The sequence below is a fragment of the Olleya sp. KKT75 genome, assembly GCF_055635485.1.
The window spans coordinates 3,348,764-3,369,635 of sequence record NZ_CM145759.1 but is presented as its reverse complement, the minus strand read 5'-3'; the positions used below and the strand labels follow the sequence as shown (position 1 = coordinate 3,369,635).

18 protein-coding genes are annotated in these 20,872 nt (G+C 32.5%); 14 read left to right on the top strand and 4 right to left on the bottom strand.

Annotation, left to right across the window (positions count from 1 at the left end; all coding sequences use genetic code 11):
* Positions 1 to 221: 221 nt before the first annotated feature.
* Both ACZ2G2_RS15060 and ACZ2G2_RS15055 read right to left on the bottom strand, forming a co-directional pair.
* Positions 222 to 1,571, bottom strand: coding sequence for a DEAD/DEAH box helicase (locus tag ACZ2G2_RS15060; RefSeq protein WP_101202571.1), 1,350 nt, complete (start codon positions 1,569 to 1,571; stop codon positions 222 to 224).
* 42 nt (positions 1,572 to 1,613) lie between these two features.
* On the bottom strand, positions 1,614 to 2,525 hold the full coding sequence (locus ACZ2G2_RS15055) for an aldose 1-epimerase family protein (RefSeq protein WP_470393091.1): 912 nt from the start codon (positions 2,523 to 2,525) through the stop codon (positions 1,614 to 1,616).
* 57 nt (positions 2,526 to 2,582) lie between these two features.
* Between ACZ2G2_RS15055 and ACZ2G2_RS15050 the strand changes: the two genes are divergently transcribed.
* The 14 genes from ACZ2G2_RS15050 (at position 2,583) to ACZ2G2_RS14985 (ending at position 18,604) form a co-directional block, all read left to right on the top strand.
* Complete coding sequence (locus ACZ2G2_RS15050) at positions 2,583 to 3,890, top strand: anthranilate synthase component I family protein (protein WP_470393090.1); 1,308 nt, start codon at positions 2,583 to 2,585, stop codon at positions 3,888 to 3,890.
* A 91-nt stretch (positions 3,891 to 3,981) separates the two neighbouring features.
* The gene (locus ACZ2G2_RS15045; RefSeq protein WP_470393088.1) at positions 3,982 to 4,335 is read left to right on the top strand and encodes a four helix bundle protein; all 354 of its coding nucleotides are present in this window, start codon (positions 3,982 to 3,984) and stop codon (positions 4,333 to 4,335) included.
* A gap of 17 nt (positions 4,336 to 4,352) precedes the next feature.
* Positions 4,353 to 5,693 (top strand): tRNA lysidine(34) synthetase TilS, encoded by a 1,341-nt coding sequence (gene tilS / locus ACZ2G2_RS15040; RefSeq protein WP_470393086.1) that lies wholly within the window; start codon positions 4,353 to 4,355, stop codon positions 5,691 to 5,693.
* The gene (locus ACZ2G2_RS15035; protein WP_470393084.1) at positions 5,690 to 8,068 is read left to right on the top strand and encodes a protein-disulfide reductase DsbD family protein; all 2,379 of its coding nucleotides are present in this window, start codon (positions 5,690 to 5,692) and stop codon (positions 8,066 to 8,068) included. Before tilS ends, ACZ2G2_RS15035 begins: the two co-directional genes overlap by 4 nt.
* 49 nt (positions 8,069 to 8,117) lie before the next feature.
* Positions 8,118 to 9,740, top strand: a complete 1,623-nt coding sequence (gene ade / locus ACZ2G2_RS15030) for an adenine deaminase (protein ID WP_470393082.1) — start codon at positions 8,118 to 8,120, stop codon at positions 9,738 to 9,740.
* A 118-nt stretch (positions 9,741 to 9,858) separates the two neighbouring features.
* Positions 9,859 to 10,818 (top strand): YheT family hydrolase, encoded by a 960-nt coding sequence (locus ACZ2G2_RS15025; protein ID WP_470393080.1) that lies wholly within the window; start codon positions 9,859 to 9,861, stop codon positions 10,816 to 10,818.
* Positions 10,819 to 10,883: 65 nt separating this feature from the next.
* Positions 10,884 to 12,761: a CocE/NonD family hydrolase gene (locus ACZ2G2_RS15020; protein WP_470393079.1), complete on the top strand. Its 1,878-nt coding sequence runs from the start codon at positions 10,884 to 10,886 to the stop codon at positions 12,759 to 12,761.
* A gap of 46 nt (positions 12,762 to 12,807) precedes the next feature.
* A complete protein-coding gene (locus tag ACZ2G2_RS15015) occupies positions 12,808 to 14,343 on the top strand; it encodes a YifB family Mg chelatase-like AAA ATPase (RefSeq protein WP_470393077.1) in 1,536 nt (511 codons plus the stop codon).
* Between the two features lie 121 nt (positions 14,344 to 14,464).
* Positions 14,465 to 14,854 (top strand): hypothetical protein, encoded by a 390-nt coding sequence (locus ACZ2G2_RS15010; RefSeq protein WP_470393075.1) that lies wholly within the window; start codon positions 14,465 to 14,467, stop codon positions 14,852 to 14,854.
* A gap of 190 nt (positions 14,855 to 15,044) precedes the next feature.
* The gene (locus tag ACZ2G2_RS15005) at positions 15,045 to 15,770 is read left to right on the top strand and encodes a hypothetical protein (protein ID WP_470393073.1); all 726 of its coding nucleotides are present in this window, start codon (positions 15,045 to 15,047) and stop codon (positions 15,768 to 15,770) included.
* Between the two features lie 82 nt (positions 15,771 to 15,852).
* Positions 15,853 to 16,353, top strand: coding sequence for a hypothetical protein (locus ACZ2G2_RS15000; protein ID WP_470393071.1), 501 nt, complete (start codon positions 15,853 to 15,855; stop codon positions 16,351 to 16,353).
* A gap of 7 nt (positions 16,354 to 16,360) precedes the next feature.
* The gene (locus tag ACZ2G2_RS14995; protein ID WP_470393069.1) at positions 16,361 to 17,074 is read left to right on the top strand and encodes a hypothetical protein; all 714 of its coding nucleotides are present in this window, start codon (positions 16,361 to 16,363) and stop codon (positions 17,072 to 17,074) included.
* Between the two features lie 2 nt (positions 17,075 to 17,076).
* Positions 17,077 to 17,784, top strand: a complete 708-nt coding sequence (locus tag ACZ2G2_RS14990) for a hypothetical protein (protein ID WP_470393067.1) — start codon at positions 17,077 to 17,079, stop codon at positions 17,782 to 17,784.
* A complete protein-coding gene (locus ACZ2G2_RS14985) occupies positions 17,777 to 18,604 on the top strand; it encodes a sensor histidine kinase (RefSeq protein WP_470393065.1) in 828 nt (275 codons plus the stop codon). The genes ACZ2G2_RS14990 and ACZ2G2_RS14985 overlap by 8 nt, the downstream gene beginning before the upstream one ends.
* A gap of 11 nt (positions 18,605 to 18,615) precedes the next feature.
* On the opposite strand, the gene ACZ2G2_RS14980 is transcribed toward ACZ2G2_RS14985, so the two are convergent.
* Positions 18,616 to 19,986 (bottom strand): aldehyde dehydrogenase, encoded by a 1,371-nt coding sequence (locus tag ACZ2G2_RS14980; protein WP_470393063.1) that lies wholly within the window; start codon positions 19,984 to 19,986, stop codon positions 18,616 to 18,618.
* 166 nt (positions 19,987 to 20,152) lie between these two features.
* On the bottom strand, positions 20,153 to 20,848 hold the full coding sequence (locus tag ACZ2G2_RS14975; RefSeq protein WP_470393062.1) for an RluA family pseudouridine synthase: 696 nt from the start codon (positions 20,846 to 20,848) through the stop codon (positions 20,153 to 20,155).
* Positions 20,849 to 20,872: the final 24 nt, after the last annotated feature.

Here is a 20,872-nt window from a genome sequence, read left to right as displayed (position 1 = left end):
TTTTTTATGTAAATAATTTTTAAGGGTAGAGTTGATTTATTATAATTATTTATTATTGAATTGTTTTTGGTTTTAGATGTAACTATGCGTAAAGTTAACTAATTGACTACGGGAACGCTAATACGCTTTTATAATTGACTGTTTGTGTAGTACTTTGGTTGTTAGATAAAAGTATGTTTAAAGCACAAAAAAAAAAGCGAGCTAAATAGCTCGCTTTTTTTTTATTTATTATTACGTTTATTGTAATTTTTATCTCCTCTAGTTTTAGGTTTCTTGTATTTGGCAGCAATCTTAAACTTATAACTCCCCCCTAAGTTTTCCTTACTGTTTTTTTCTGATTTTTCATGAAAAGCAGGTCCAGGTGCGTCTATATCCTTTCGTTTGGTTGGATTGTTACGTTCCTTAATTACAGTACGTTCTTCTTCAATCAACTCCGTAGAGATCACAACTTCCTTAGGAATTTGTAATTCAGGAATTTCCATTTGCATTAATGTCTCAATCTTTTCAAGGCCTTCTTGTTCTTTTATTGTAGAAAAGATAATGGCTTGCCCTTCGCGCTCTGCACGACCAGTTCTACCAATTCTGTGCATGTAGTTTTCTGGATAATCTGGCGTATCAAAGTTAAATACGTGTGATACGTTATCAATATCTAAACCACGTGCCATAACGTCTGTAGCAACAAGAATACGATTTACACCTTCTCTAAATTGCTCAATACTACGTAATCTATAGTTTTGTGTTTTGTTAGAGTGTATAACACATAATTCTTCATTAAAAAACTCGTCTAAAGCTTCAAATAATCTATCAGCCATACGTTTGTTAGACACAAAGACTAAGGCTTTATTATAGGTTTCAGCATCCTGAAATAAGTGTACTAATAAATTAAGTTTAGTATAATAATTAGGAACACTGTATTTTGTTTGTGATATATTTTCTAATGGCGTACCAGAAATTGCAATAGATACTTTTTGAGGAGCAGTAAAGAAATCTGTAATTAACGCGTCAACATCATCCGTCATTGTTGCAGAAAACATAATGTTTTGTCTACGTTCCGGAAGGATATCAAAAATATTAATTAATTGATGTCTAAACCCTAAATCTAACATAACATCTACTTCATCAATAACTAGACGCTCTAAAGACTTAAGTTGTAGTACACGACTAACCGCTAAATCATATAAACGTCCCGGCGTTGCAACAATAATATCTTGACCTTGTGCAACTGCTTGTTTTTGTGTGTTAATGTTTGTTCCTCCATAAACACCAAGCACACGTGTGTTTATATATTTTGCTAATTTTTCAATCTCATCAACAACTTGTACTACTAATTCTCTAGTAGGTACTAAAATTAAAACACGAGGGTTTTCTTGCTTAGAAAATTTTAGGTTTTTTAGTATTGGTAACATGTAGGCAAAAGTTTTACCTGTACCAGTTTGTGCAATACCAACCATATCTGCCCCACTAGCAACTACATTAAAAGCTTCTGCTTGTATTGGAGTTGGTTGTGTAAAACCTAGGTCGTCAATTGCGTTATATAAAGGGGTATTTAAATTTAAATCTCTAAAGCTCAAAACGTATTATTTTAGCCTACAAAATTACTACTAATATTTTGTTTACCCTAAATGATGCTCATGTATTTGTATACTGTAATTTGCATTAAAGGTTTCGTTTTGTGGTAATTTGATAATCCCTTCTTTTTCGGTTAGTTTTTGTGATGTGTTTTCAGCATCAGCAATACCTAACCAAGGTTCTATACAAACATAAGGTGCGTTTGGTTTTGCCCAAATACCTAAATAATTAAAGTCTTTAAAGGTCATATTTAGTATTTCGCCATGAGTTTTACTAACTAAAGCGACCTGTCTAGATTGTAAATCCTTGAAAATAAGCGCATCTTTAGTAAATAAATCGGGTCTTAATTGGATGCTGTTTTTAGTGTCAAAAGCAGGTTTTGTTTGATTGGTAACTAAACCATTATCCATATTTAACAAATAGGTTTGAGCGGTTTCGTCAGTCTCAAAAACCAAGTTGTAATCGGTATAATTTTCATCTTTATAAACAGGACATTTAAAAGCAGGATGTCCGCCAATACTAAAATAAATGCTTTGATTATCTAAATTTTTAACCGTGTGATTTATATGTAACGTGTTATTAATTAAAGTGTAAGTGATTAAAAATTCAAACTTAAAAGGAAACTGTTTCAGTAAGTCATCATTGTACATTAAACTAAACGTCAAACTGTTTTTGGTTTGATCTATTAGTTTAATAGCATCACTATGTCGTGTAAATCCATGTTTTGGTAATGTGTATGTTTTGCCTTCAAAGGTGTATTTGTCATTTTTTAAAGCACCAATTATAGGAAACAAATTAGGTGCGTAGCCGCCCCAAATGTTAGGATCTGCATGCCACATAAACTGATTGTCATTTTTTACGGAAGCAATCTCACATAATTCTGCGCCTTTCGGTTTAACCGAAATTTTTAATACCTCATTTGATAGTTCAAACATCTGTTTTATATTTAATCTCATGACTAAAATACTCGTTTTTTTTAACATTTCTGTTTAACTTTACACAACATTTTTATAGTGAGAACAACGACAAAACATAAACTGACTAATCCTGAGGACTTCAAGCAAAATTTATTGTCTTGGAGCCAACAATTTGACGATGTCGTTTGGCTAGATTCTAACCAATATCAGCAACAGTATTCTAGTTATGATGCCGTTTTAGCTGTGGATGCCTTTACAGGGTTTCAAACGGATTATAAGAATGCGTTTGAACAGTTTAAAGAATACCAAACGTTAGCTAATGACTGGGTTTTTGGTTATTTGTCTTACGATTTAAAAAATGATGTAGAGCATTTAAAATCTGCTAATTATGATGGTTTAGCATTTCCTGATTTGTATTTTTTTCAACCTAAAAAAATCTTTTTAATTAAAGGTGATACTGTCGAAATGCAGTATTTAAAAATGGTTGATGATGAAGTGGAAATGGATTTAAATCAAATACGTCAGTACAAGGATGAACGACGTGACAATTTGCCGAATGAAAACGACCCAATTAAAATTGAACTGAGAATAGAAAAAGACGCGTATTTTGATAAGATAAAAACCATGCTTAGTCACATACACCGAGGTGATATTTACGAAGCTAATTTTTGTCAAGAGTTTTATGCAGAGGACACCGTTATAAATCCGTTAGAGATTTATAATAAACTTAATGCCATTTCAAAACCACCATTTGCGACGTTTTTAAAGCTAAATGATAAATATCTGATGTCAGCGTCACCAGAGCGTTACATTAAAAAAGAAGGCACTAAAATTATATCGCAACCTATAAAAGGGACCGCAAAACGTGAGGACGATTTTATATTGGATTCTATTTTAAAAAACAACTTGGTTACGGACCAAAAGGAGCGTAGTGAAAACGTGATGATTGTAGATTTGGTGCGTAATGACTTATCGCAAACCGCAACAAAAGGGAGTGTTAAGGTTGAAGAGTTATGTAAGATTTACACCTTTGATCAAGTACATCAAATGATATCTACAGTAACCTCTCAGGTGGCAGAAAACACACATCCAATAGATATTATTAAAAGTACGTTTCCTATGGGAAGTATGACTGGAGCTCCAAAAATTTCGGCAATGAAAATTATTGAAACTTTAGAAGAAACCAAACGCGGTTTATATTCTGGTGCAGTCGGCTATATTTCGCCAACAGGCGACTTTGACTTTAATGTTGTAATACGTAGTATTTTATATAATGCCAGTGATAAATACGTGTCATACTCAGTTGGAGGCGCCATTACTGCAAAATCAGATCCTTTAAACGAATATGAAGAATGCTTGCTTAAAGCGAAAGCCATGAGGACGGTTTTAGAAGGTGGTAATTAGGCAAAAGGCATAAGTAAAAAGGCATAAGATATTAGCTAAAGGTTAAATTAGAAAGAAAAGAAGCTAGTATAAAAAAACGTAAATTTGGTAAATGAAGAGTTATAGAGATTTGATAGTTTGGCAAAAATCAGTAGACATGGTAACTCATGTTTATCGTTTATTGAAGGGGTTTCCTGAAGATGGAAAATATGGCTTGACTTCGCAAATAAAAAGAAGTGCTGTCTCTGTTTCATCTAATATAGCAGAAGGTTATGGTCGTAATTATACTAAGGAGTATGTTCGATTTTTAAATATTTCTAGAGGATCATTATACGAAATGCAAACACAGTTACAAATCGCAATTAATTTAGAGTTTTTAAAAAGTAATGACTTAAATGATGTCAATGACTTGTCTTTACAAATAGAAAAAATGCTTAACGCTTTAATAAAAAAGTTGGCTGTATAATTTATGCCTTTTTACTTATGCCTTATAACTTAAAAGAACACTTCCAAAATCACATTAACAATACGCTTCCTTTTCTTAAAAACAGCAAACTATTACTTGCTATTTCAGGAGGTTTGGACAGTGTTATTTTAACGCATTTATGTAAAACATCTGGTTTAGATATTACATTGGCACATTGTAATTTTAATTTACGAGGTATTGAAAGCGATGGAGACGAAAAATTTGTTTTGAATCTAGCTAATAGTTTAGATTTAGAAGTGTTTACTGAAAGTTTTGATACTAAGGCTTACGCCGAAAGTAATAAAGAATCCATCCAAATGGCAGCAAGAACATTGCGTTATGATTGGTTTCAGGAATTAGCAACACAGTTGGGTTTTGATTATATTTTAACTGCTCATCATGCAGATGATAATTTAGAAACTTTTTTAATTAATCTGACTCGAGGAACAGGTTTAGAAGGTTTAAAAGGTATTCCGGAAATAAATGAAAACATTGTTAGACCATTGTTGCCATTTTCTAGAGAAACTATCGAAGATTTTGCGGTTTCAAACCAAATACAATGGAGAGAAGATAGTAGTAATGCATCTACAAAATACCTGCGTAATAAGTTAAGACATGATGTTATTCCGGTTTTAAAATCTTTAAATAGCAATGTTTTAACCAATTTTAAAAACACATTAAATAATCTTAATGATACAGCAGATATTGTGGAAGAAAGTGTGCAAGCGGTTTTAAAACGTGCAATAATTGATATTGATGATACTCAAATAAGTTATAAAATTTCGGAGTTTATTAAAGTTAGTAATCCTAAAGCATATCTATTCGAAATATTTAAAGATTACGGATTTACCCAATGGACAGATATTGTTAATTTGTTGACCGCACAAAGTGGAAAGCAAGTGTTTTCTGCAACGCACCAATTACTTAAAAATAGAGAGACTTTAATTTTAAGTGAATTAAAAACGGAGGATAGTCAGCATGAAAATGAAGGGTCTGTATTAATAACTAATTTTAAAAACGAGTTAGATGTGTCGTTAGGCGTTTTGTCTTTTGAAACCACAGAGAGTATAGAAAAATTGGACACCTCCACGGTGTTTATTGATAAAGAAACGTTAAAATTACCATTAACTGTAAGACATTGGGAAGAAGGAGACTATTTTTACCCTATTGGCATGCAAGGTAAAAAGAAGCTTAGCAAATATTTTAAAGATCAAAAGTTGTCTTTGTTAGACAAGAAAAAGGTTTTATTATTGTGTAGTCAAGATAAAATTGTTTGGGTTATTAATCATCGTGCAGATGATAGATTTAAAGTAACCAATCAAACCAAATCAATACTAAAAATTAAATTATCAAAATGAAGCATATAACCGCTTTTATACTGTTTTTTATTACAGCATTTACTGTAAATGCGCAGTTAGATCCTGTAAAATGGACCACTGAGGTCGAGAAAATATCTGACACAGAATACAACTTGATTTATAATGCTAAAATTGACAACCATTGGCATGTCTATTCTCAGACGTTACCTGAAGGAGGCGCAATTCCTACTGAGTTTTTTTATCAGGAAGATGTTTTAAACAAAGATTTTGAGTTAGTTGGTAAGGCTGTGGAAAGTGAGAGCATCACTGAGTTTGATAAAGTCTTTCAAATGGAGTTGTCTTATTTTGATAATGCGGCAACATTCACTCAAAAAATAAAGGTTACAAATCCAAATATCTCTTCAATTGAGGCTGAAATTAGTTTTCAAGCGTGTGATGACACAAAATGTATTTTTGAAAGCGAAATTGTAACGTTTCAGTTAAAAGAAGAGAAGCAATCTAAAATATTTGATCCTGTAAAATGGACGTCTTCAATAAAAAAGTTAAACGATACTGATTATGAGTTAGTTTATACAGCAACGTTAGAAGACAAATGGCATATTTATTCTCAGAATAATACGGAACCAATGGGACCTATTCCAACTGAGATTACTTTTAAGGATAACGAGAATAAAGATTATAAGACTATTGGTAAGCTAGAGGAGTCTCAAACTATTACAAAGTATGAAAATGCGTTTGCAATGGATGTTACTTATTTTGAAAAACAAGCAATCTTCACTCAAAAAATACAAGTACTAAATCCTGCGATTAAAAAAATTGAGGCGGAAGCGTATTATCAAGCTTGTGACGACGAAAAATGTTTGGCGCCAACGACATTTCAATTTATAAACAATCTTGATGGAAGCCAAGGTCTTGTGGAGACTTTAGCTATTGATCCACAAGATTTAGAAAAATCAAGAGCACTTAGTTTAGGTGTTACTGGTTGGGATAAATACAAAAAGGAAGACGTTAAAGAAGAGACTAACTTCGGAATATTTGTCCTTGGATTTATTGGAGGTTTAATAGCTTTATTAACGCCTTGTGTCTTTCCAATGATACCTTTAACGGTTTCATTTTTTACAAAAAGTGCTGAGAATTCTCAAAAGGGATTAGCTAACGCGATCATTTATGGGCTTTTTATTTTAATCATATATGTGTTATTATCATTGCCATTTCACTTTTTAGATTCATTAAATCCAGAAATACTAAACACGATATCTACTAATGTGACGTTAAATATTATTTTCTTTTTGATTTTAGGCTTTTTCGCATTTTCATTCTTTGGATTTTACGAGATTACTTTACCTGCATCATGGGGAAATAAAATGGATGAAACATCGTCTAGAATTGGTGGTTTTATCGGTATCTTTTTTATGGCGTTGACCTTAGCAATTGTATCTTTTTCTTGTACTGGTCCTATTTTGGGGTCATTATTAGCAGGCTCGCTAACAAGTGATGGTGGCGCTATGCAATTAACAGCCGGAATGAGCGGTTTTGGATTAGCTTTAGCTTTACCGTTTACATTATTTGCAATGTTTCCAAAATGGTTAAATTCATTACCTAAATCTGGAGGTTGGTTAAATTCAGTTAAAGTAGTTTTAGGATTCTTAGAATTAGGGATGGCATTTAAGTTTTTATCAAATGCAGATTTAGTTAAACATTGGGGACTTTTAAAGCGTGAAGTATTTATCGGTATTTGGATTATAATTGGGATAGGTCTATTACTTTATTTATTAGGAAAAATTAAGTTTCCGCATGATAGTCCACTAAAAAAGTTAAGCTTTAGTCGCATATCATTTGCTGTACTAGTGGGAGCATTTGTTATTTATTTAATTCCTGGATTGACTAATACAAAATATGCTAACTTAAAATTATTGAGTGGTTTCCCACCACCTTTACCATATAGTCTTTATGAAAAAGATAGCGATTGTCCGTTAGGTTTAAATTGTTATAAAGATATAGACCAAGGTCTTGCAGCAGCAAAAGAAGAAAATAAGCCAATCATGTTAGATTTTACAGGTTGGGCATGTGTCAACTGTAGAAAAATGGAAGAACAAGTGTGGAGTCAAGATGCTATTTATCAAATCTTAAAAGACGAATACATTATTGTATCTTTATATGTGGATGACCGAAAAGAATTACCAAAAGAGGAACAATTTAAATTTGTTAAAGCCAATGGTAATTTAAAAAACATCAAGACCATTGGGGACAAGTGGGCAACATTACAAACTTTAAATTTCCAAAATAATTCGCAACCATTCTATGTTTTGGTTAATGATAAAATGGAACTTTTAAATCATACAACTGCATATACGCCAAGTGCAGACGAGTATCTTGAATGGCTGAAAGAGGGATTAGAAAATTTTAAAAAATAAATAAAAAATCCTGCAATTGCAGGATTTTTTTACTGTTATATAGTACAACATGAAAACAATACAAGGACAAATAGTAGACATACAAAATAAACGTATTTTTAGTGGAGAAATCACTGTGGATTCAGGTAAAATACAATCTATCACAGAAAAAGAACACGATGTAAAACATTATATTTTACCAGGTTTTGTAGACTCACATATACATATTGAAAGCTCGATGTTAGTACCATCAGAGTTTGCTAAAATAGCAGTTAAACATGGTACAGTGTCTACCGTTAGTGATCCGCATGAAATTGCCAATGTATTAGGTGTCGCGGGAGTGGAGTTTATGATTGATAACGGTAAGAAGACACCGTTTAAATTCAATTTTGGAGCACCAAGTTGTGTACCAGCAACTACTTTTGAATCGGCTGGAGCAGTTATAGATTCTGATGACATTAAAACGCTTATGGCTAATCCAGATATTAAGTATCTAGCCGAAATGATGAATTACCCTGGCGTGTTGTTTGATGATGAGGAAGTACTTAAAAAAATAGCGTGGGCAAAACACTATAATAAACCCGTAGATGGTCACGCACCAGGTTTAAGAGGTGATGACGTTACTAAATATATCAATGCAGGAATTAGCACAGATCACGAATGTTTTACCTATGATGAGGCATTAGAAAAGCTTCAAAAGGGAATGAAAATCTTGATTAGAGAAGGTAGTGCTGCTAAAAACTTTGAAGCTTTAATCGATTTATTACCTGAGCATTATCAAAACATGATGTTTTGTAGTGACGATAAGCATCCTGACGATTTATTATTAAACCATATAAACGCTCTTTGCGCTAGAGCAGTAGCAAAAGATATTGATGTGTTTAAAGTGCTGCAAGTAGCTTGTGTCAATCCTGTAAAACATTATAATTTAGATGTTGGATTATTACAAAAAGATGATGTTGCAGATTTTATTATTGTTGAAGATTTAAAAGATTTTAAAACATTACAAACGTATATAAATGGTGAGTTAGTGTTTGACAATGGAACGTCTTTAATTAAGCACGTAGATTTTGAAAATCTTAATAATTTTGATACTGAAATTAAAACGATTGAAGACTTTAAAGTCGAAAGTACAGCTAAACAAATACGCGTTATTGAAGCTTTAGAAGGACAGTTGGTAACTAATCAATTAATTGAAGAAGCAACAATCTTAAACGGAAATTTAGTATCAAACACAGTTACTGATGTCTTAAAAATGACAGTAGTTAACCGTTATAAAAACGACGAGCCAGCGTTAGCGTTTATTAAAAACTTTGGTTTAAAAGAAGGTGCCATTGCAAGTTCTGTGGGACATGATTCTCACAATATAATTGCGGTAGGTGTTAGCGACGAAGCCATTTGTAAAGCAGTTAATTTAATAATTGAAAATAAAGGTGGTATTTGCGCGGTGTCTGATACTGATCAAAAAATAGTATCGCTTCCTGTTGCTGGAATTATGAGCGATAAAAATGCCGAAACTATTGGGCACGCTTACGCGGAATTGGATGCGTTTGCTAAACAATTGGGGACAACATTAAATGCACCTTACATGACCTTGTCTTTTATGGCATTATTAGTTATTCCTTCACTAAAATTGAGTGATAAAGGCTTGTTTGATGGTGGAAAATTTGAGTTTACTAGTTTAGAGGTTTAGTGTTTATATACTAGCTAAACAATTGTCATTTTGAGCGCAGTCGAAAAACTTAAGTTTTTTAGCATTTTGAGTGCACACAATGTGACAGAATTTTTAAAAATAAAAAAACAACCATTAAATGCCAATCCTAAAATCCACATATAAACCTAAATTTATGTTCAGAAATGGGCATATTTCAACGATTTATTCAGGTGTATTACGTAAAGTAGAAGGCGTAACTCAAAAGCGAGAACGTATTACTTTACTAGATACTGATTTTATAGACTTAGATTGGAGTTATGCTGGTAATAAGACTAAACAACTACTAGTGGTTTTACACGGTTTAGAAGGTAATGCACAACGCCATTATATGCTAGGATCTGCTAAAATGGCTAACCAAAACAATATGGATGCGGTTTGTGTTAATTTTAGAGGGTGTAGTGGCGAGGTAAACAAAACCTTTCAATCTTACCATTCAGGAAAGACGGACGACTTAGCTTCAGTTATAAAACACATTACGACTCAGTTTGATTATGATACAATCTACCTAAATGGATTTAGCTTGGGTGGTAATGTTATTTTAAAGTATTTAGGTGAAACATCAGATTTACCAAAACAAATTAAAGCAGCAGTAACAGTATCTGTTCCTGTATATTTAAAAGGATCTTTAGAACAACTAATGTCCTCTAAAAACTATGTGTATTCAAAGAAGTTTCTAAGAAATTTGAGAAGTAAACTAGTAGAGAAACAACAGTTGTTTCCTCAAAAAATAAACAATCAAGATTTGAGTGCTGTAAAAACTCTAAAAGATTTTGATGATGTATATACTTCAATAGCGCATGGTTTTAAAGATGCTTATGATTATTATGAACAAGCTAGTAGTCTGCAGTATTTAAAACACATTTCAATTCCTACTTTACTGATAAATGCACAAAACGATTCTTTTTTATCAAAAGAATGTTACCCGATTCAAGAAGCAGAACAAAATGCTAATTTTTATTTAGAAATGCCTAAATATGGTGGACATGTTGGTTTTTATGATGAACAAAACACCTATTATTCGGAAAAACGAATGCTTCAGTTTATTACTAATTTATAGCGTACAGCTCTAGTTTCAGTTTAGTAATAAAATACCTATCTTTAGTTTTTTTAAATCAAAAATTAATGAAACGTATCCTTCTTTTATTAGCCATAACGCTAGTATTTTCGTCTTGTAAAGACCAACTAAAATTAGACACCACTACCACGGGAAAAGTAAAAGACACTTTTATTGTAGCAGAACATTATAATAAAAAAGAAGTCTCTATTGCTATGCGTGATGGTGTAAAATTACATACCACTATTTATTCGCCTAAAGATACTTCTAAACAGTATCCAATTTTAATGCAACGTACACCTTACAGTTGCAGGCCTTATGGAGATGCCGAGTTTAAATCAAAGATAGGACCTAATCAATATTTAATGAGAGAGGGTAATATTATAGTTTATCAAGACGTTAGAGGACGTTGGAATAGTGAAGGGGTTTATGATAACATGAGACCGTTTATACCAAATAAAACAGGCAAACAATTTGACGAAGCTAGTGATACGTATGACACTATAGATTGGTTAGTAAATAATGTAGATAATACTAATGGTAATGTGGGGACTTGGGGAATTTCTTATCCTGGGTTTTATGCGACTTATTCTACATTATCGGGCCATCCTGCTTTAAAAGCAGCTTCTCCTCAAGCTTGTATTAGTGATTTCTTTTTTGATGATTTTTTCCATAACGGTGCTTTTTTGTTAAGTTATTGGAGAGCAACGACCCTATTTGGTTACATGAAAGATAAACCAACAACAGAATCTTGGTATGAGTTTCCAAAACTAGGAACAGAAGATCAGTACCAATTCTTTTTAGATGCAGGACCACTTAGCAATTTAAATTCATATTTTAAAGGTGATAATGTCTTTTGGAATCAAATTCAAAGCCATCCAAATTATGATGAATTCTGGCAGAGTAGAGGAATTCTACAACATTTAAAAGATATTAAACCAGCGACGCTAGTCGTAGGAGGTTTATTTGATGCAGAGGATTTATACGGACCATTTAATACGTATAAGTCTATTGAAAAAAATAGTAAAAACTATAACGGTGTTGTCTTTGGACCTTGGAGTCATGGGGATTGGGCAAGAAGTAATGACCGTCAAGTAGTCGGTAATATTCATTTTGGAGATAGTATCTCTGATTACTTTCAGAAGAATATCGAAACTAAATTCTTTAACCATTTCCTAAAAGAAAAAGCAGATGGTACAGTGGATTTACCAGAAGCTCACTTTTTTAATACAGGAACCAAACAATGGTCAGATTTTACGGCTTGGCCACCAGAAAATAGCGTTAAAGAAAACTATTTTATGCAGCCAGATCAACGTTTAACGCAAAAAGCAAATCGTATGATAGCGACTAGCGATTTTATTAGTGATCCAAAAAAGCCTGTACCATACACAGAAGATGTTAAAGTAGTATTTACACCACGTAAATTTATGACGGACGATCAACGTTTTGCTTCAAGACGTCCTGATGTTTTAACTTTTGAAACTGAAGTTTTAGAAAACGATGTGACTTTGGCAGGAGATATTTTAGCTAAACTACAGGTGTCTACAACCGGTAGTTCTGCAGATTGGATTGTTAAGGTTATTGATGTTTTTCCTGCTGACACAGAAAATACTGAAGACGTACAAGACCACTTAAAATTAAGTAATTACCACATGCTAATTAGAAGCGAAACCATGCGTGGACGTTTTAGAAATAGTATGACTAATCCAGAACCATTTGTTCCAAATCAAAAAACTGCTGTAAATATTACGTTGCAAGATGTGTTACACACTTTTAAAAAAGGACACAAAATACAAGTACAAGTACAAAGTACATTTTTCCCTTACATAGATATCAATCCACAAACGTACGTTGATAATATATTTGAAGCTAAAGCATCTGATTTTAAAGCGCAAACACACAAAGTTTATAACGATTCTGCAATAGAGTTTTCAGTTTTAAAGTAATGTCTTGAATCTTTTTCCTACTTTTAGTATCTAAACCAACCATTTTATGCTAAGAAAAGTTTTTGGAAGTGCGGTCTTTGGCGTTGAGGCTACGACAATAACAGTAGAAGTTAATATAGATAGTGGTATCGGCTACCATCTTGTTGGACTACCGGATAATGCGATTAAAGAAAGTAATTTTAGGATTGCGGCAGCGCTACAAAACAATGGTTATAAAATTCCTGGAAAAAAGATAATTATCAATATGTCACCAGCAGACCTTCGTAAAGAAGGTTCTGCTTATGACTTGACGTTGGCAATGGGTATTTTAACCGCGTCTAAACAAATTGCAGCAGACAATTTAGAAGACTTCTTAATCATGGGAGAATTATCCTTAGATGGAAGCTTACAACCTATTAAAGGGGCTTTGCCAATTGCAATTAAAGCAAGAGAGGAAGGTTATAAAGGTTTTATATTACCTATCCAAAATGTAAAGGAAGCTGCGATTGTTGACGGATTGGAAGTGTATGGTGTAGAAAATATTAGTCAAGTCATTAAATATTTTGATAAGGGTCAGCCTTTAGAACAAACCATCATTAATACACGAGAAGAGTTTGAAAAGAACTTAGATTTTCCTGAATTCGATTTTAGCGATGTACGTGGTCAAGAAAGTATTAAACGTTGCATGGAAATTGCAGCAGCAGGCGGACATAACATAATCTTAATTGGTCCTCCAGGTGCAGGAAAAACAATGTTAGCCAAACGTTTGCCTAGCATATTGCCTCCAATGACCTTACATGAAGCTTTAGAAACTACAAAAATACATAGTGTCGTGGGACGTGTTAAAGACACCGGTTTAATGTCTCAAAGACCATTTAGAAGTCCGCATCATACTATTAGCGACGTCGCTTTAGTTGGTGGTGGGGCGTATCCACAACCAGGAGAAATATCGTTATCTCATAATGGGGTGTTGTTTTTAGACGAATTACCAGAATTTAAACGAGGTGTTTTAGAAGTTATGCGACAACCTTTAGAGGATAGAGAGGTGACTATTTCTAGAGCTAGATTTACAGTTACGTATCCCTCATCTTTTATGTTGGTGGCTAGTATGAATCCTAGTCCTAGTGGTTATTTTAACGACCCAGATTCTCCTATAACCAGTAGTCCAGCCGAAATGCAACGCTATTTAAGTAAAATCTCAGGTCCACTTTTAGATAGAATAGATATACATATAGAAGTTACACCGGTACCTTTTGAAAAATTATCTGAAGAACGTAAAGGCGAATCATCTGTAGACATAAGAAAACGGGTGACTAAAGCCCGAAAAATACAAACCACCCGTTTTGAAACATTTGAGAACGTACATTATAATGCACAAATGTCTACCAAACAAATTAGGGTGTATTGTAAACTAGAAGAAGCTTCTAAACAATTATTAAAAACAGCAATGGAACGTTTAAATCTTTCTGCAAGAGCTTATGATCGTATTTTAAAAGTATCCAGAACTATTGCTGACTTAGAGGAAAGTCAAGACGTTTTAGGGAGCCATATTAGCGAAGCCATACAATATAGAAGTCTAGATAGAGATGGTTGGTTAGGATAATTTAATTAGTAGGTGCTACAATCGGTTTCTTTTTCATAATTTAGCAAGGCTATTAATTAATAACTATATGCTTAAAAAGGAAACCTAAATAAGGTTTTTGTTTTTAAGTAAAACTAAACTTATGGAACAAACTGAAAACGGATTACCAAAGGGAATTATCACATCAACAGAAGCAAAAGTGCTAAGTGATGAATGGACAAACTTAAGAAAAGAAGCCAATGACAAGGCGCAAGGAGGTAAAGGAGACAACAGGTCTTCTTGGTACTCTTTAGATGATTTACAAGCATTTATTAACAGTGTTAAAGAAAAATATGAAACGGCTAACGGGTTACGTTTTTATTTAGGTGTAAATAAAGATGCTGGCAAAGGAAATGGTTTAACTACAATTTTTATGGTGCCGACAGAGCCAAGTACTGAGGATGATGACGATTTAAATACTGATATTACAGATGCTGATGGTTTAGATAGAGGATCAAATGGACACCCTCCAATAGGTGCTTACCCTCAATAAATTTTATTTGTAGATATCCTTAGTATTATTAAAATAGTTTAATACTATTGTAAAAAAAATGGCAGCCATTAAAATATATACGCCTGTTGAAGGCATTATTTGATGGCTGTTTTTTGTTTGTAAAACATCTCATGTTTTGAGGTTAATTTAATAAACTAAACAATAATAAATAAAAGTTATACAATTAATAATGAGCTCTTTTCTTTTAGAAAATTATGTATTGATTTATCGTAGTGCAGAAATACTAGCAGCAGTGGCGGGTTTGGTTTTGTATAAAAAATTTAAAACTAAAGCAGTAAGGCTTTTTATTTGGTTTTTGGTTTATGTCCAATTTATTGAAATAGTTGGAGCTTACCCATTGTTTTTAGCTAAAACGGAGCAGTTTAGTTGGTTAAAAAGCATAATTAAAAACACGATTTTTGATAGAAATTTTTGGTTTTTTCAAGTCTTTTGGACTGTTTTAAGCACAGCTATTATAGCTCTTTATTTTATTTTAGTAAATAAAAATAATGGAATAAAAAAAGGTTTAAAAATACTCTTAATCAGCTTTCTAATATTATCAACAATTATTCTTATTGTGGACTACAATGCGCTACACACTAATTCTATTTTTTCATTAGAAATTTTAAGTTTAATCGTTATTTTAAGTGTAACAATATGTTACTTTATTCAATTACTTGATTCTGAGCAAATATTAAAATTTTATAAATCTTTAAGTTTTTATATCGCTATTGGCGTTTTCTTTTTTTGGTTAGTGACAACACCATTGTATTTTTTCGAGCAATACTTTAATGCTAATGACTACGCTTATGTACATATAAAAAATTATGTGTATTTATTTTCTATAGTTTTTATGTACCTTTCTTTTGCTATTGGTTTTATTGTGTCCACGCCAGAAAAGGAAATTGAAAAGTAAAGTGTTAGTTTTAAAGGTTTAAATGTTGTTTAGGTTTTTTTTAGTACATTTAAAACGCTATTAATTACTAAACAAAAAACAAATGAAAAATTTAGGAACTCTTATCCTAGGTATTCTTCTTGGTGCATTACTTATGTATTTTTACTTAAATACATCTAATACAGGAGAAGCAGTAACCACGACTATCAAACCAAATGGCATTATTACACCAACTGAAGCCAAATTATTAGATTACACTTTTGACTTAAGACATAAACTTGTTAGTGACAGTATTGTTAAAAGACCTGATAATAGATCCTGTTGGTGGTCCATAAATGACATTACAAACTACTTACAGTATTCTAAACACAAAGCAGATAGTTTGGGGTATGCTATGAATGGTTTAAGAGTCTATTTAGGCGCCTATCCTGAAACAAAAGGTTTAGTAGGTTATACTACGATGTTTATGGTGCCAACTGGTGTTAAAACGCAAATAAATAAAGATGCTAAATTTGGTCCTTCAAAAAGTAATGATCTTACCCAAATTGGACCTTTAAATATGGGGTCTGCAGGTAATCCGCCAAACTCTAATTATCCTCAATAATTAAATATTGGAAACATTTTTAAAACAAAACTATACTATAATTACTCATGGGATTGAGTTTTTAGCAGTGTTGGTAGGTATATTGTGTTTAAAAAAATACAAACGTACGACAGCTAGATATTTTATCTATTTTTTAATTTATGTCTTTTGTGTCGATTTTATTGGATTGTACCCAAGTATGTACGGGAAAATTGAATGGTTGTCTGTGGTTAAAAACTCTAGGTTTCAATATAATTATTGGCTATTTACTATATTTTATATACTAGGTAGTATTTTGTTTTTTATGTTTTACTTTAATAAAATACTAAACAACAAGACCTACAAAACTGCTGTATTACTTATTGGGAGTATCAGTTTTATAATAGCGGTATTTTATATTGTATTTAATATTGATCTCTTTTTTATAGGATTTTTACCGTTACTTAGTGTTTTGGGTTGTATATCCATATTAGCTTACACTATTTTTTATTTTATTGAATTATTACAAAGCACTAAAATTCTAAATTTTTATAAGCTTTTAGATTTTTATATAAGTATCGCATTATTTTTTTGGTGGTTAATAACAACACCAGTTGTATTCTATAGCGTTTATAACTCCACCGAAGACTGGGATTTTGTGTTTCTAAAATGGCAAATATTTATGTTTTCAAACCTATTTATGTATTTAACATATGCTGTAGGACTAATAGTATCAAAACCACTTACTGAAGATCACCTTTAAATATGATAGAATTTATAACCAAGTATTTTAATTTTATTAGCTATGGTTTTGAGCTGTTACCAGCTATAATTGGTCTTGTAGTGTTTAAGAAACATAAGCACACAGTAACAAGGTGTTTTATCTACTTTTTAGTCTATATTGTTTTTGTGGAATGTGTAGGTATTTGTTTTATCTATTTTAGAGAACTAGGGGTAATACAGTTTTTAAGGCTATATGGGTTGCGTAGTACTAATTGGTTTAATGCTTTTTGGATGTTTGGAAGTATTTTATTTATTTTAAAATATTACCATTTACTTTTAGAAACAAAGCTTTATAAAACAATAATTAAGTACACCGCTTTGGTCTTTACGATAATTTTTGTGCTACATGTTATCTTTAATTTTGAGTTGTTTTTAAAAGCACATCCGCCAATATATTTTATTTTGGATGCTTCTGTTGTTTGTATATGTGTTGCTTTGTATCTGTTAGAATTATTAAAAAGTAATGCTGTTTTAAACATGTTTACAAGCTTTGGTTTGTACGCATCAACCGGGCTTTTTGTTTGGTGGTTAGTAATTACACCAATAATATTTTACGATCAATACAATACCACTGCAGATTGGGATTTTGCAAATTTAAAACGACGTGTATTTCTGTTTGCTAATATATTTATGTATACTTGTTTTGCTATTGGTCTTATTATTTCTAAACCACATTTAAAAAATGACTAACCTTTTATTGTTTATACAAAAACTTCCTGTGTCTACAGCTGCAGAGCGCTATCTATTAATATACATGATTGGCGTTTTACTTATTGTAACGTCTTTAGTTGTACTTTTTTTTATTGTATTTCAGAAGCGAAAAAACAAGCTTTTAATAGATAAGTTTGAACAAGAAAAAACCTTTCAAGAAGAGTTATCCATTGCACAAACCGAAATTCAAGAACAAACACTAAAAAACATTGGATGGGAGCTTCATGATAATGTTGGTCAGCTATTAGCAGCAGCAAGTATGCAGTTAAACATTTTAAAGACAAAAGTGGATGAAGAGACTAAAGAAAATTTTTCTGAAGCTTCAGACTACGTCAAGCAAAGTCTTAAAGAAGTAAGGATGCTGTCACGGTCTTTAAACAACGAGGTTATTTTAAATATAGGGTTTGAGAAATCAATTTCTAACGAGTTAAGTAGACTTAAAAAAATGAAGTTTGCAACAGCAGAGTTGCAGGTTAAAGGAGACGTTGTGCCTTTTAATAACAAAAAGCACGAGATAATTGTATTTAGGATATTACAAGAGTTTTTCTCTAATACAGTTAAATATTCTGAAGCTAAAAACTTAAACGTTATACTTCATTATTTAAAAGATCAATTACTAATAGAGGCCACAGATGATGGTATTGGTTTTGATATGGCCACCGTACAAGAAGGCTCAGGGTTATTAAACATGAAAAGTCGTGCCGAGCTTATAAATATGTCTTACGCTTTGACGTCTACAAAAGGTGAAGGCGTAAAATTACAATTAGGATATCCTTTTGTTAATCTATCAAACTACTAGTAATTGGTATATTATAACCAATTTAATACTTTTCTAACCAAGTCTAATTTTCCATTATAAGGTGCATAACGCACAGGTATATCTAGCCAATTGGCTTTTTTAACAACTCCTTTTTTATGGCTAAAAGTGTCAAAAGTATAGTGTCCATGATAAGCCCCAAGACCACTATTTCCGACACCTCCAAATGGTAATCTGTGATTAGCAAAGTGTACAATGGTGTCATTGATACAACCACCTCCAAAAGAGAATTTTTGTATTAATTGTTTCGCTTTCGCGGAATTTGAGCCAAATACGTATAAGCTTAATGGTTTGTTATAAGACAAAATAATAGTTTCTAATTCCGAATCATTTTGATAAGAAATCACAGGAAGAATGGGGCCAAATATTTCGTCCTTCATGACTTCGCTATCAAGCGTTGGGTTATCAATAACAGTAGGCGCAATGTATAACGTATCAGCATCTGTTTGACCACCAATAATACAGTTTTGATTGGTTAGCATTTTTGATAAACGCTCAAAGTTTTTAAGGTTTATAATACGCGCAAAATCTTTAGATTGTTGCGGTGTGGTAGAATAGGCTAATTCAACCTCATGTTTCATAGCTTTATAGAACGCGTCTTTTTTGGAATGATGAATTAAGATATAGTCAGGAGCAATACACGTTTGTCCAGCATTAACAAATTTACCCCAAACGATACGTTTTGCTGCTAACTTAATATTAGCAGTATCGTCAATAATACATGGGTTTTTACCGCCTAATTCTAAAGTGGTTGGTGTTAAATTAACAGCAGCAGCTTTAGCAACTATTTTACCGACGTTAACACTACCTGTAAAGAAAATATAATCCCAATGTTGCTCTAGCAATTTAGTAGAAGTGTCAACACCACCTTCTACAACTGTAACGTGTTCTGGCTTAAATACTGTTTTAATAATATCACTGATTAAAGCAGAAGTATGTGGCGTTAATTCGCTTGGTTTTAAAACAACCGTGTTTCCTGCAGCAATAGCGCCAACTAAAGGAGCTATTGCCAATTGGTAGGGGTAATTCCATGGTGCGATAACTAAAACGCTTCCATAAGGTTCTGCATACAAATAGTCAGAAGACGGAAAGTTTAATAACGCAGGAAATACACGTTTAGGTTTGGCCCATTTGTTTAACTTTTTAATGGTGTGTTTTAAATCCTGAATAACTATAGCTGTTTCTGTTAAAACAGATTCGAATTCTGGTTTTTTGAAATCGTTATACAGCGCATCGGTAATATCTTGCTCTCTTGCTACTAATTGATTTAAAAGTGCTTTTAAAAGTGTTTTCCTATGGGTGATGCTTAACGTTTGACCTGTTTTAAAATAGCTTTTTTGATCGTTTAGTAATTCCGGAATCATGCGTGTGTGTTTATATAAAGGTAACGTATTTTATTGGTTTGCTATTGTTGCGTTAGTGGTAGTAATGGCATCCTTTTTTTGCTGCCATAAATGGCGAAAAAAGATATAACCCTTCGACTGCGCTCAGGATAAATTTAAATACGACCCTTGTGGTAACGCCTATAAACTATAAACAAGCGTCCCAAATAGGATCTTTAGGTAAGGGTGCTGTTATGTTTAAATTGTCTTGAGAAACTGGATGGATAAACTTTATGTTTCTGGCATGTAAACTAATACTTGCGTCTTTGTTGCTGCGATCAAAACCGTATTTTAAATCGCCTTTAATAGGAGAACCAATATTAGAGAGTTGCGCGCGTATTTGATGATGGCGTCCCGTTTCTAGGTTAACTTCTAAGAGATAATAATTATCTAATGTCTTGATTGTTTTATAATGCAGAATAGCTTTTTTGCTTTCTGGAATTTCCTTTATATAAGCGGTAGACTTATTATTTTTAGGATTCTTTTTTAGCCAGTGTATTAAAGTATCTGCTTCTTTTTCGGGTTTGTTTTTAACTAAAGCCCAATAGGTTTTAGAAATTTCTTTGGATACAAATAACTTATTTAAACGGGGTAGGGCTTTACTGGTCTTTGAAAAGATAACTAAACCAGTGGTTGGTCTGTCTAATCGGTGTACGGTCCCTAAATAGACCTTACCTGGCTTGTTGTATTTGTCAGCTATAAATCCTTTAACAACATCACTTAAAGGTTTGTCTCCCGTTTTATCGCCTTGTACAATATCTCCTGCACGTTTATTTACTACGATGATATGGTTGTCCTCGTAGATGACTTTTAGGTTGTCTTTATTGGAAAGTATTTTAGGCACAAGTTATAAGCTAAAAGCCAATAG